The following is a 12,839-nucleotide window of genomic DNA, read 5'->3' as shown; positions in this document are numbered from 1 at the left end:
CGGATGCAAGGCCTTTTTCATGGGCACGCCATTTTTGCTCGGCGGGGGATCGATACCGATGGACCTCTGCGGCGTGAGCCAGGAATGGATGCGCGGTGGGGCAGGGCGGTCAGCGGGCCGTTGCGGCTTGCTGAAAGAGGTCCGGAGGCCATGCCGCCAGGCACGGGCGTTAGATCGTGAACACGTTCTGAGGGTGGGGCTGGTGCGGAATCCAGTGACGGGGCAGCTGCTTTGGCTGAACCCGTGCCGTTCATGCAGGACGTTCTGGGTGGGCGGCAAGACTGGCGACCTGCCGGCACGGGGTAGAGGCAGCCATCGGGGTGGCATCGAGCGCCCCCCGGTGAGATCACCGGGGATCGCGAACCAAGGATCCCTTGGGCTGGCGGTGGATCAGCGCTTGAAGCGCCCATCCGCTCCAATGATGGACAGATCCGTGAATGCCAGGCCGCTGTGGTCGGTGGCGCTGTAAGACAACTCCAGGCCGCCCAGGTCAAACTTGCGCATGCCTTCCAGTGCGGCCAGCAGGCGGGTGCGGTCCGGCTTGGGACTTGCCCTGCGCAGGCCCTCGACCAACACCTTGGCATTGACGAAACCCTCGACCATGGCCGGTGTCAGTTCATCCACGCCACGTGCCTTGGCCAGGCCCATGGCCTCTTTGATCAGTGGGTAATTGATGGATCGCTCCGATGGAAACACCTGGGTGACCACAACGCCCCGTGCCTGATCGCCCAGGGCCTTGGTGAAACCGCCAGAGGCATTGTTGGACAGGGTCACGATCTGGCCGGCCATGCCGGCTGCGCGCAAGGCCTTGATGCCATCCACCACCGCTGCACCTGTGCCAATGAAGATCACGGCCTGTGGGAGCTGCTTGGTGGCACGGGGTGCAATGGCGCTGAAATCAGGCTTGCTGCGATCGAATTTTTCAATGAAAAGGGCCTGGCTACCGTGGGCCTTGAAGCCATTCAGTGCGCCGTCCAGCGCATCGGTACCAAAGCTGTCATCGACATGGATGACGCCGATGCGCTCAACCCCCAGTGTGTTCAGGTGTCTGACGGCCTTTTCCACCTCTTGCTGGTAAGGTGCCCGTACATTGAACACGTGGCGGCTGACCGGCTTGTGCAACGCCATCGCTCCGGTGGAGGGGGCCACCAGCACCACGCCGGCTGCGTCAAGCAGCGGCACAATCCCTTGCGTGTGCGGGGTGCCGCGTGTCATGAAGAGCGCAATGGCGCCATGTTTCTCGATAAGGGTGCGGGCATTCTCCAGCGTGAGCTTGGGGTCGAACTTGTCGTCCAGCACCACCAGTTCGATTTTCTGACCACCCACACCGCCCTGTGCATTGACCGCATCCAGATACAGCGATGCCCCCTGCATGGACTCTTTGACGGTGATGGCGGCTGAGCCCGTGACACCCACCGTTTGTCCTACGACGATCTGAGCCATGCTGTGGCCCGCCAATCCTGCGGCGAGTGCGCAGGCCGCCAGCAAGGGTTTCCAGTTTTTCATGCGTTTTCCTTCATCTGATCGGCAGGAGTTTAGGTCGGAGGCCGGGATCGGGCACTGAGGAAAGCCTGACAGCTGGGCAACCGCAGAAACCCAGGCCCCTCTCCTGTCCCGAACATTCACTGCAAGGGTTGGGCAGTGGGCGGGTTTCAGCGCCGGAACTTGCCGTCCGTGCCGATGATGGCGAGATCGGCAAAGTCCAGGCCCGTGTGGTCGTCGGGTGCGTAGCTGATGTCAAGGCCGCCCAGATCGAACTTGCGCAGGCTCTCCAGTGCGGTCTGGATTTTCTCGCGGGTGGGCTTGGGGCCTGCGCGCTTGAGGCCTTCCACCAGCACCTTGGCGGCGGCGAAGCCTTCCAGCATGGCCGGGCTGATATCCCCGAGGCCCTTGGCTTTGGCCAGATCCTGGGCTTCCTTCACCATGGCGTAGGTCATGGCGCGCTCATTGGGATAGACCTGGGTCACGATCACGCCCCGCGCATTGGCCCCCAGGCTCTTGATGAAGCCGCTGGACGCGTTGTTGGACAGCGTCACGATCTGCGCGGTCGAACCCGCCGTGCGCAGCGCATTGGCGGCATCCACCACCGCCGATCCCGAGGCCACCATCAGCACCGCCTGCGTGTCGGCCTTGGCCACCTTGGTGGCGATGGGCGTGAAGTCGGGCTTGGCGCGGTCGAACTTTTCGGACACCGCGGCCGTCAGCTTGGCGGCCGACAGGCCCTTCTGCGCACCCTGGACGCCGTCGGCGCCAAAGCTGTCGTCCGCATACACCAGGGCCACACGGCTGATGCCCATGGAGGCCAGGTGGGTGATCGCCTTTTCAGCCTCGCGCTGGTAGGTGGCGCGCACATTGAAGATGTATTTGCGTACCGGCTGGTGCAGCACCATGGCGCCGGTGGAAGGCGCCACCAGCGCCACGCCATGTTTGTCCAGCAGCGGCAGGATGGCCTCGGTGTGGGGTGTGCCCCGGTTGAGGAACAGGGCCGAGACGTTTTTGTCTTCGATCAGGGTGCGTGCATTTTCTGCCGCCAGCTTGGGGTCGAACTTGTCATCCAGGGAGATCAGTTCGATCTTCTGGCCATTGATGCCGCCCTTGGCATTGACGGCGTCGATGTATAGCAATGCACCGTCGGTGGTCTCCCTCACCCCGGCGGCCACCTGGCCGCTGAAGCCGGCCGTCTGGCCGATCAGGATCTGTGCATGGCTGGCCGCACTGGCCGCCAGCGCGAGGACCATGCCAGCCGCTCGCAGTTGCCATTGTTTTGTCATAACGGTCTCCTCTTGTTGTATGGGAGGCCGCAGTCTAAACCGATGTGCCGGGCCAGAACACCTGCTTGCCGCCCGCAACGGCTCGATGGCCCCTGCTTTGTCCACGGTCAAAAGCACCGCAGCGCGCCTCGGGGGTAATCGGCGCACGCAGGAGAAAACACTGAGTGCATCCCTAGAATGTCCCGCCTCACCCCCGAAAGACCGCCTCCATGACCCAGGGACTGATCCGTATCCGCGGCGCACGCCAGCACAACCTCAAGAACCTCGATCTGGACATCCGCACGGGTGAACTGACGGTGGTCACGGGCCCCAGCGGTTCGGGCAAGTCGAGCCTGGTATTCGACACGCTGTATGCCGAGGGCCAGCGCCGCTACGTGGAAACCTTCAGCGCCTATGCGCGCCAGTTCCTGGACCGCATGGACAAGCCCGCCGTGGACAAGGTCGAGGGCGTGCCGCCGGCCATTGCCATCGACCAGACCAACCCGGTGCGCTCCAGCCGCTCCACCGTGGGCACGATGACGGAGCTGAACGACCACCTGAAGCTGCTGTTCGCACGCGCGGGGCAGCTGTTCGACAAGCAGACCGCCCAGCCCGTGCGCCACGATTCGCCCGAGACCATCTATGCCGAGCTGGCCACGCGTTGCGCCGCCGCCAGTGATCCACGCATCGTGTTGACCTTCCCGGTCGAACTTCCCGCCAACACCTCGGTCGAACAGGTGGAGCAATGGTTGTCCGCCAGCGGCTTCACCAAGGTGCAGGCCGAGCGTGAAGAGGTCAGGCCCATCGGGTCGCGCACGAGCGCCGCGCCGGGCCGCCCCAAGCAAGCGAGCGCCCCCTCGGGGGGCAGCGAACCACACGCAGTGGGGAGCGTGGGGGCGGTCAAAGTGCTGGATGTGGTGGCCGACCGCTTCCGCCTGGGCCATGCCGAGAAGGCGCGCGTCATCGAAGCCATCGAGGTCGCGCTGAAGCGCGGCACAGGGCGGTTGAACGTGTACCGGCTGGTGGAGGAGGGCGAGCCCGAGCTGTGGAGGTTCTCGACGGGCCTGCACTGCCCCGACAGCGACCTGCGCTACAGCGACCCCATTCCGTCGGCCTTCTCGTTCAATTCCGCCGTGGGCGCGTGCGACAGCTGCCGGGGTTTTGGCCGCGTGATCGGCGTGGACTACGGCCTCGTCATCCCCAACGACAAGCTCACGCTGCGTGCCGGGGCCATCAAGACCATCCAGACCCCCGCATGGAAAGAGGCCCAGGACGACCTCATGCGCCATGCCGAGACGGCCGGCATCCCGCGCGACACGCCTTGGTACAAGCTCACCGACGACCAGAAGAAATGGGTCATCCAGGGATCGCCGCATTGGAACGGCAAGTGGAACCAGCAGTGGTACGGCATCAAGCGTTTCTTCGAGTACCTGGAAAGCAAGGCCTACAAGATGCACATCCGCGTGCTCTTGTCCAAGTACCGCAGCTACACGCCATGCCCCACCTGCGCGGGCGCGCGCCTCAAGACCGAGAGCCTGCTCTGGCGCATCGGCCGCAAGGAAGACGCCGATGCGGTGCTGGAGCCGCCGCTGCGCCGGGCCGCCCCAAGCAGCGGCAGCACCCTTGGGGGGCAGCGAGGACACGACAGTGTCGAGCGTGGGGGCCAACAGTTTCAGCGCTTCATGCCAGAAGGCGTGCAATGGTCGCGCGAACAGCTCGAAGCGCTGCCCGGCCTGTGCCTGCACGACCTGATGCTGCTGCCCATCGACCGCCTGCGCGCGTTCTTTGCGCGCATGCAATTGCCGGTGGGTGACGATGCCAAGGGTGGCGATGCGCAAGCCCTGAAGCTCCTGCACGAAGAAATCACCACGCGCCTGAAATACCTGTGCGACGTGGGCATCGGCTACCTCACGCTGGACCGGCAAAGCCGCACGCTCAGCGGCGGCGAGGTGCAGCGCATCAACCTGACCACGGCGCTGGGCACCAGCCTGGTCAACACGCTGTTCGTGCTGGACGAGCCCAGCATCGGCCTGCACCCGCGCGACATGCACCGCATCACCGAGGCCATGCTGCGCCTGCGCGATGCGGGCAACACCCTGGTGGTGGTGGAGCACGACCCGGCCGTGATGCTCGCGGCCGACCGCATGATCGACATGGGCCCCGGCCCCGGCCGCCTGGGCGGGCAGATCGTGTTCGATGGCACCACGGCCGACCTGCGCCAGGCCGACACGCTCACGGGTGCCTACCTGGGCGGGCGAAAACATGTGGGCTTCGGCTTCAAGCGCATGGTGACCGACGCCACGCCGCGCCTCATCCTCGAAGGCGCGCGCGAGCACAACCTGCGCGATGTGACGGTGGAGTTTCCGCTGCAGCGCCTGGTCACCGTCACCGGCGTCAGCGGCTCGGGCAAGTCCAGCCTGATCCAGGACGTGCTGGCCCCCGCGCTGCTGCGCCACTTCGGCAAGGCCACCGATGCGCCGGGCACGCACGATCGCATGCTGGGCGCCGATCACCTGTCGGACGTGGTGTTCGTGGACCAGTCGCCCATCGGCAAGACGGCGCGCTCCAACCCCGTGAGCTATGTGGGTGCGTGGGACAGCATCCGTGAGCTGTTCGCCGTGGCGCCGCTGTCCAGGCAGCGCAGCTACACCGCCGCCAAGTTCAGCTTCAACAGCGGCGACGGGCGTTGCCCCACCTGCGGTGGCTCGGGCTTCGAGCATGTGGAGATGCAGTTCTTGAGCGACGTGTACCTGCGCTGCCCCGATTGCGACGGCAAGCGCTACCGGCCCGAGATCCTGGAGATCACCATCGAGCGCGGCGGCAAGACGCTGAACGTGGCCGACGTGCTGGCGTTGACCGTGGCGGAAGCCGCCGCGCTGTTCGTCAATGACCGCGACGTGATCCGCGCACTGCAGCCCATCGTGGACGTGGGACTGGAATACGTGGCGCTGGGCCAGCCCGTGCCGACGCTCAGCGGCGGTGAGGCGCAGCGCCTGAAGCTCGCCGGCTTTCTGGCCGAGGCCGCCAAGTCAGCCTCCAAATCCCGCCAGGCCGTGGCGCGCAAGGGCACGCTGTTTTTGTTCGACGAGCCTACCACCGGCCTGCACTTTGACGACATCGCCAAGCTCATGCGCGCGCTGCGCAAGCTCATCGATGCGGGGCACTCGCTCATCGTCATCGAGCACAACCTGGACGTGATCCGCGCGAGCGACTGGCTCATCGACCTGGGGCCCGAGGGCGGCTACGCGGGCGGCCTCATCGTGGCCGAAGGCACGCCCGAGGACGTGCGGGCCCATGCCACCTCGCACACCGGGCAGGCGCTGCGCGACTACGAACTGGCGCTGGGCGTGGGCGGCCATTCGGTGCATGAAAAGGCTGCTGCGCTACGAAAATCAGAGCGTCTCGCGCATATGGATAAAGCGCCTGCGGCCAAAAACGCCATTGAAATCGTCAACGCCAAGGAGCACAACCTCCAAAACCTGAGCGTGGACATTCCGCGCGGCCAATTCAACGTGGTGACGGGTGTGAGCGGCTCGGGCAAGTCCACGCTGGCGTTCGACATCCTGTTCAACGAGGGCCAGCGCCGCTACCTTGAATCGCTCAATGCCTATGCGCGTTCCATCGTGCAACCGGCCGGCCGGCCCGAGGTGGACGCGGTGTACGGCATTCCTCCCACCGTGGCGATCGAGCAGCGCTTGTCGCGTGGCGGGCGCAAGTCCACCGTGGGCACGACCACCGAGGTGTGGCACTTCCTGCGCCTGCTGTACGTCAAGCTCGGCACGCAGCACTGCACCAAGGACGGTGCCGCCGTGCAGCCGCAGACGCCCGAGAGCATCGCGGCCCAGCTGCTCACCCAGTTCCGGGGCCAGCACATCGGGCTGCTGGCGCCGCTGGTGATGAACCGCAAGGGCGTGTACACCGAGCTGGCCGACTGGGCGCGTCCGCGGGGCTTCACGCACCTGCGCGTGGACGGCAACTTCTTGCCCACCACCAACTTCCCGCGCATCGACCGCTTCAAGGAACACACCATCGAACTGCCTGTGGCCAGCCTCGATGTGTCGCCCGAGAACGAGGCCGTGCTGCGTAACGCGCTGGCCGATGCGCTCACCCACGGCAAGGGCGTGGTGCATGTGCTGAGCAGCATCGGGACGCTGGCCGCCGCCATGGAGAGCGGCGCGCCCACCGCGAGCATCGGCCACCTGCAGGCGTTTTCCACCAAACGTGCCTGCCCCGTGTGCGCCACCAGCTATGCCGAGCTGGACCCGCGCCTGTTCAGCTACAACAGCAAACACGGCTGGTGCCCCGACTGCGTGGGCACGGGCGTCAAGCTCACCAAGGACCAGCGCAAGGTGTTTGACGACTCGGTGCAGGACGACAAGGAGAAAGGCCGCGAGCAGACCTTTGCCGAGCCCGAGGTGGAAGATTTGGCCGACACCGCCTGCCCGAGCTGCAGCGGCACACGCCTGAACGCCACGGCCCGCGCCGTGCGGTTTGCGGGCGTGGGCATCACCGACATCGCCGCGCTGTCCGTCACGGACGTGCGCCGCTGGGTCGAGACCCTGCGCATCGAAGGCGGCATGACGGCCCGCGAGGCCGACATCGCCCGCGACCTGGTGCCCGAGATCCAGAGCCGCCTGGAGTTCCTCGAAGAGGTGGGCCTGGGCTACCTCACGCTGGACCGGGGCGCGCCCACGCTCAGCGGTGGCGAGGCGCAGCGCATCCGCCTGGCCGCGCAGCTGGGCAGCAACCTGCAGGGCGTGTGCTATGTGCTCGACGAGCCCACCATCGGCCTGCATGCGCGCGACAACCAGATCCTGCTCAACGCCCTGCACAAGCTGGGCGACAAGGGCAACACGCTGGTGGTGGTGGAGCACGACGAAGACACGATCCGCCGCGCCGACCACATCATCGACATCGGCCCGAGCGCCGGCAAACGCGGCGGGCGGCTGGTGGCGCAGGGCAGCGTGGCCGACATCACCGGCGCGGCCGATTCGCAAACCGGCCGCTACCTGCTGCACGCCATGAAGCACCCGCTGCAAATGCGCCGCAGCATGGTGGCCAGCGAGGTCAGCGCCGAGGCCACGGCCGCCTTCGCCCAGGCCGAGGCGGAAGCGCCCACGGGTCGGCAGAGCGCGGCAGTGAAGAAGCGCGCAGCCCAGGCCGCTGCGCTGGCCGCTGACGCGCTGACCGAGGCGAAGGAACGCACCGCCATGCGCTGGCTCACCGTGCACGGCGCGCAGCTGCACAACCTGCAGAACGTGACGGCCACCGTGCCGCTGCACCGCCTGGTGGCGGTGACGGGCGTGAGCGGCTCGGGCAAATCCACCCTGGCGCGCGACGTGCTGCTGGCCAACGTGCAGGCCTGGGTGCAGCAGCGCAGTACCAAGGCGGGGCGCGATGCGATGGATGCGGGCAAGGCGCCGCCACTGGTGGGTTGCACGGGCCTGTCGGGCTTCGAGAGCATCGACCGCGTGCTCGAAGTGGACCAGACGCCCATCGGCAAGACCCCGCGCAGCTGCCCCGCCACCTACATCGGCTTCTGGGACACCATCCGCAAGCTGTTTGCCGAGACGCTGGAGGCCAAGGCGCGTGGCTACGCGGCGGGGCGCTTCAGCTTCAACACCGGCGAAGGCCGCTGCGCGAGCTGCGAAGGCGCGGGCGTGCGCACCATCGAGATGAGCTTTCTGCCCGATGTGAAGGTGCCCTGCGAGACCTGCCACGGCGCGCGCTTCAACCCCGAAACGCTGGCCGTGACCTGGCGCGGCAAGAGCATCGGTGACGTGCTGCAGATGGAGGTGGACGAGGCCGTGGGTTTCTTCGCCAGCATGCCCAGCATCGCGCACCCGCTGCAGCTCTTGCAGGACGTGGGCCTGGGTTACCTCACGCTGGGCCAGCCGTCGCCCACGCTTTCGGGCGGCGAGGCGCAGCGCATCAAGCTCGTGACCGAACTGACCAAGGTGCGCGACGAGGTCGGCCGCCGGGGCCAGAAGGCGCCGCACACGCTGTACGTGCTGGACGAACCCACCGTGGGCCTGCACATGGCCGACGTGGACAAGCTCATCCGCGTGCTGCACCGCCTGGTGGATGGCGGCCACAGCGTGATCGTGATCGAGCATGACCTGGACGTGATCGCCGAGGCCGACTGGATCCTGGACCTGGGGCCCGAGGGCGGCGCGGGGGGCGGCTGCATCGTGGCCGCCGCCACGCCTGAGGAGGTGGTGCTCCTGGGTACGCACACGGGTGTGGCGCTGGCGCCGGTGCTGGCCAGGGAGTAAAGGGCTCAGGGCGCCGTCAGAGTACGGCGAAGAGTTTTTCGCGCAACTCGGGCAGTCGCTTCTTGCCGGTGGCATTGGTTTCGAGCGCCTGGGCCCAGGCCACATAAACGTGGCGCAACTCGCTGCTGCTTTTGCAACCGTGGATGGCTTCTAACAGCGAAATGCGGTTGTGGTGGCCAAAGATGTTGTTGACCGTGTTGGTCATGAAATTGCGTGCCATGTCCAGCTCTTTGGCGCTGCGCGATTCGGCGGGGGGCAGGCCCGACAGGTCAATCTCCTCGGGGGCGTGCGGCTTGGCGGGGGCGGCCGCAGGGCTGGGGGCTGGCTGCGCCACGCCCACCGCTTCGATGCAGTCACGGCTGAGCAATTCGGTGAGCTGTGCACTGATCTCGCCGCCGGGTGCAAAGGCGCTCAGGTCCTGGCCGCTGCGCTTGCCGTCCACCAGCACCAGAATGCGCCGGGCCAGCGGTGTCAGCCCCAGTGAGCGGGACTGTATTTCTTGTTGGCCCTGGGCAGTCTTGGCATAAATGGCGGTGGTCAGGTTGGAGGGCGCATCTGCCATGGGGTGTTGGGCGCAATCTTTCAGCGGGCGTGTGAATTGGTGACAGAGTGTTTCCCGATCCCCTTTGAATGCCATTGGGGCTTTCACTAGGCCGTTTCAGATGCACGCAACATCTGTGATCGGTGTTTTCCCTTGAGTCGTCCTTCGCACGGCCGTTTGGGCGTTTTCATCAGTTAGCTGTAAGCAAGCGTGGACACAGTCACTTACGCAATCCGATGGCCCAGCCTGCGGAATGCGCGGGGCAGTGCCTAGGTGCTGTGTTCTGTACTCACACACGAGGGGAATTCATGAAGGAAGACAAAAGCAGTCACGCCTACTGGAAAGCCACGCTCGGCCTGCTAACCAAGATTCTGATCATCTGGTTTGTGGTGTCGTTCGGCGCGGGCATCATGTTTGTGGACGTGCTCAATAACATCAAGTTGGGTGGTTATCCGCTCGGGTTCTGGTTTGCTCACCAGGGCTCCATCTACATCTTCATTGCGCTGATTTTTTATTACGCCAAGAAGATGGGCGACATCGATCGTCAGTTCGACGTGCATGAAGACTGAGGGCTGAAATCATGGATCTTCAAACAACCATCTATATCTTTGTCGGTCTGAGCTTCGCGCTCTACATCGGCATCGCCGTGTGGGCCCGTGCGGGTTCCACCAGCGAGTTCTACGCGGCCGGCGGCAGCGTGCACCCCATCACCAACGGCATGGCCACGGCCGCCGACTGGATGAGTGCGGCTTCCTTCATCTCCATGGCCGGCCTGATCGCCAACATGGGTTATGGCGGCGGCCTGTTCCTGATGGGCTGGACCGGCGGCTACGTGCTGCTGGCCATGCTGCTGGCTCCGTACCTGCGCAAGTTCGGCAAGTTCACGGTGCCGCAGTTCATTGGTGACCGCTTCTACTCGAAGTCGGCGAGCACCGTCGCCGTGATCTGCCTGCTGGTAGCGTCGCTCACCTACATCATTGGTCAGATGACCGGTGTGGGTATTGCGTTCTCGCGCTTCCTGGGCGTGTCCAGCGACACCGGCATTTACGTCGGTATGGCCATCGTGTTCGCCTACGCCGTGTTCGGCGGCATGAAGGGCATCACCTACACCCAGGTGGCGCAGTACATCGTGCTGATCCTGGCCTACACCGTGCCTGCCGTGTTCATCTCGCTGCAGCTCACGGGCAACCCGATCCCTCAACTGGGTCTGGGTGGCGGCTATGTGGGCACCGACATGTCCCTGCTGGCCAAGCTCGATTCCGTGGTCACCGACCTGGGCTTTGGCAAGTACACCACGCAACTGCCCGGCAGTTCGCTGAACATGTTCATGTACACGATGTCGCTGATGATCGGTACCGCCGGTCTGCCCCACGTCATCATGCGATTCTTTACCGTGCCTTCGGTCAAGGACGCACGCAGCTCGGCTGGCTGGGCACTGATCTTCATCGCCATCCTGTACACCACGGCTCCCGCTGTGGCAGCCATGGCCAAGCTGAACCTGCATGCCACTGTCAACACCGCCGTCAAGGCCGGTGGCGACCTTTATGCACCTGAGGCCAGCCTGGTGAACGAGCAGCGTCCTGACTGGATGAAGCGCTGGGAAAAGACCGGCCTGCTGAAGTGGACCGACAAGAACGGTGACGGCCGCATCCAGTACTACAACGACAAGACCAAGAACGAAGCCGCCAAGGGCAAGGCAGAAGCTGCCGGCTGGAAGGGCAACGAACTGGACGTGAACGCCGACATCATCGTGATGGCCAACCCCGAAATCGCGCTGCTGCCCAACTGGGTGATCGCGCTGGTGGCGGCCGGTGGTCTGGCAGCGGCGCTGTCGACGGCGGCAGGTCTGCTGATGGCTATTTCGTCGGCCGTGTCGCATGACCTGGTCAAGGGCGTGTTCAACCCCAACATCAGCGAGAAGAACGAGCTGCTGGCGGGCAAGGTGTCGATGGCCGTGGCCATTGTGGTGGCCGGTTACCTGGGCCTGAACCCGCCCGGCTTCGCGGCCGGTACGGTGGCGCTGGCCTTCGGTATTGCTGCCAGCTCGCTGTTCCCCGCCATCATGATGGGTATCTTCAGCAAGAAGATGAACAAGGAAGGCGCCATGGCCGGCATGCTGGCAGGCCTGTTCTTCACCCTGTTCTATGTGTTCGCGCACAAGGGCATCTTCTTCATCAAGGGCACGGAATACCTGGGTCTGATCGGCGGCGCCAACAGCTTCTTCGGCATCACGCCGGAAGCCATCGGTGCAGTCGGTGCGATGGTGAACTTCGCGGTTGCCTTCCTGGTGGACAAGGTCACCAAGGAGCCGCCAGAGCACATTCAGGCCATGGTGGAAGCCGTGCGTATTCCGCGCGGCTCCAAGACGGTGACGGGTGCTCACTAAAGCGTCTGTCCGGGGGTAAAGCCCCCGTGCCGTGGCGCTCTGGCGCTGCGGCAGTGACAATGGAGGCCCTGCCGGCTGCGCTGGCAGGGCCTTTTTAGTTGAAATGTCCGGGGTGCGTGCGCGCGGCGTACGGCCCCTGAAGCTGGGAGCCCTGCATGGTTTTTGATGTCAGCGTCGCTTTGACCTGGATTCTGTATCTCGCGCTGTTCCCGATGGCGTTTTTCTGGTTCCGCCGTGCGTGGCGCATCGTGGTCAAGCGTGATTTTTCCGAGGTGGCCATCAAGCGCGGCGAGTCGCCTCCCAACCCCGAAAAATACGCCCCGTATGCGATGCTCATCAACCTCATCGCGGGCGTGGTGGCGGCCGTGGTGATCGTCAGCGTGGCGCTGGGCCAGCTCGACTACAACACCTGGACCGCCATGGCGGGCAGCACCATCTGGTGCAAGTTTTTTCTCGATTTCGCGCTCTCGCGCCAGGCACACGGCGCTGCCGCCCTGGCCAAGCCCAAGGCCAAAACCTGATCGCGCCGCCCGGTACGTAAGAACAAGGTAAGTGCCGGGCGCACAATGGAGGGCAGGGGGGCGTCCAGACCTCCCGCCAGGAGACCGCTGTGCTCAAAGGACTCGGCTCCCAACGCCTGGTTGCGCTGTTTGCCGGCGGCTGGGTGCTGTTCAATTTTCCGCTGCTCGGCCTGTGGGACCGTGATGCCACCGTATGGGGCATTCCCCTGTTCCCGCTGGCCCTGTTCCTGCTGTGGGGCGGGTTGATTGCCGTGCTGGCCTGGTTGATGGAGCGGCCCGACAGTCGGCCCGCCGACCCTGGCGAAGAGCGTCCCGATGACCGCGCGGGAGCGCCGCCCCCGCCGCCTGCACCGCCCCAGGAGTAGG

At 65.2% G+C, this 12,839-nt stretch carries 8 protein-coding genes; 5 read left to right on the top strand and 3 right to left on the bottom strand.

All coding sequences use genetic code 11. The features are described from left to right. Positions 1–390 precede the first annotated feature (390 nt). Together AC1Q5S_RS03165 and AC1Q5S_RS03160 are read right to left on the bottom strand one after the other, a co-directional pair. Entirely contained in the window at positions 391–1,506 is a 1,116-nt protein-coding gene (locus AC1Q5S_RS03165; RefSeq protein ID WP_303835969.1) for an ABC transporter substrate-binding protein, read from the bottom strand. Between the two features lie 146 nt (positions 1,507–1,652). Beyond that, on the bottom strand, positions 1,653–2,738 hold the full coding sequence (locus tag AC1Q5S_RS03160) for an ABC transporter substrate-binding protein (protein ID WP_303836001.1): 1,086 nt from the start codon (positions 2,736–2,738) through the stop codon (positions 1,653–1,655). Between the two features lie 242 nt (positions 2,739–2,980). Between AC1Q5S_RS03160 and AC1Q5S_RS03155 the strand changes: the two genes are divergently transcribed. Beyond that, positions 2,981–9,025: an excinuclease ABC subunit UvrA gene (locus tag AC1Q5S_RS03155; protein ID WP_492238317.1), complete on the top strand. Its 6,045-nt coding sequence runs from the start codon at positions 2,981–2,983 to the stop codon at positions 9,023–9,025. Positions 9,026–9,041: 16 nt separating this feature from the next. Here AC1Q5S_RS03155 and AC1Q5S_RS03150 read toward each other — a convergent pair whose 3' ends face one another. Further along, positions 9,042–9,587: a hypothetical protein gene (locus tag AC1Q5S_RS03150; RefSeq protein WP_303835966.1), complete on the bottom strand. Its 546-nt coding sequence runs from the start codon at positions 9,585–9,587 to the stop codon at positions 9,042–9,044. A gap of 287 nt (positions 9,588–9,874) precedes the next feature. On the opposite strand from AC1Q5S_RS03150, the gene AC1Q5S_RS03145 reads away from it, so the two are divergent. From AC1Q5S_RS03145 to AC1Q5S_RS03130, 4 genes are all read left to right on the top strand, one after another. Then, positions 9,875–10,135 (top strand): DUF4212 domain-containing protein, encoded by a 261-nt coding sequence (locus AC1Q5S_RS03145; protein WP_303835683.1) that lies wholly within the window; start codon positions 9,875–9,877, stop codon positions 10,133–10,135. 11 nt (positions 10,136–10,146) lie between these two features. After that, the gene (locus AC1Q5S_RS03140) at positions 10,147–11,952 is read left to right on the top strand and encodes a sodium:solute symporter family protein (RefSeq protein ID WP_303835685.1); all 1,806 of its coding nucleotides are present in this window, start codon (positions 10,147–10,149) and stop codon (positions 11,950–11,952) included. Between the two features lie 155 nt (positions 11,953–12,107). Continuing rightward, on the top strand, positions 12,108–12,473 hold the full coding sequence (locus AC1Q5S_RS03135) for a hypothetical protein (RefSeq protein WP_492238316.1): 366 nt from the start codon (positions 12,108–12,110) through the stop codon (positions 12,471–12,473). An 89-nt stretch (positions 12,474–12,562) separates the two neighbouring features. Further along, positions 12,563–12,838: a hypothetical protein gene (locus tag AC1Q5S_RS03130; protein WP_303835689.1), complete on the top strand. Its 276-nt coding sequence runs from the start codon at positions 12,563–12,565 to the stop codon at positions 12,836–12,838. Position 12,839 lies beyond the last annotated feature (1 nt).

Source organism: Acidovorax sp. GW835-FHT14B10 (assembly GCF_058793725.1).
This window is presented reverse-complemented; position numbering and strand designations above follow the sequence as displayed.

What these genes read in the sequence shown, in the direction of transcription:
- AC1Q5S_RS03165 (WP_303835969.1), bottom strand. Translation starts at nt 1,506, where the DNA reads ATGAAAAACTGGAAACCCTTGCTGGCGGCCTGCGCACTCGCCGCAGGA.
- AC1Q5S_RS03160 (WP_303836001.1), bottom strand. Translation starts at nt 2,738, where the DNA reads ATGGTCCTCGCGCTGGCGGCCAGTGCGGCCAGCCATGCACAGATCCTG.
- AC1Q5S_RS03155 (WP_492238317.1), top strand. Translation starts at nt 2,981, where the DNA reads ATGACCCAGGGACTGATCCGTATCCGCGGCGCACGCCAGCACAACCTC.
- AC1Q5S_RS03150 (WP_303835966.1), bottom strand. Translation starts at nt 9,587, where the DNA reads ATGGCAGATGCGCCCTCCAACCTGACCACCGCCATTTATGCCAAGACT.
- AC1Q5S_RS03145 (WP_303835683.1), top strand. Translation starts at nt 9,875, where the DNA reads ATGAAGGAAGACAAAAGCAGTCACGCCTACTGGAAAGCCACGCTCGGC.
- AC1Q5S_RS03140 (WP_303835685.1), top strand. Translation starts at nt 10,147, where the DNA reads ATGGATCTTCAAACAACCATCTATATCTTTGTCGGTCTGAGCTTCGCG.
- AC1Q5S_RS03135 (WP_492238316.1), top strand. Translation starts at nt 12,108, where the DNA reads ATGGTTTTTGATGTCAGCGTCGCTTTGACCTGGATTCTGTATCTCGCG.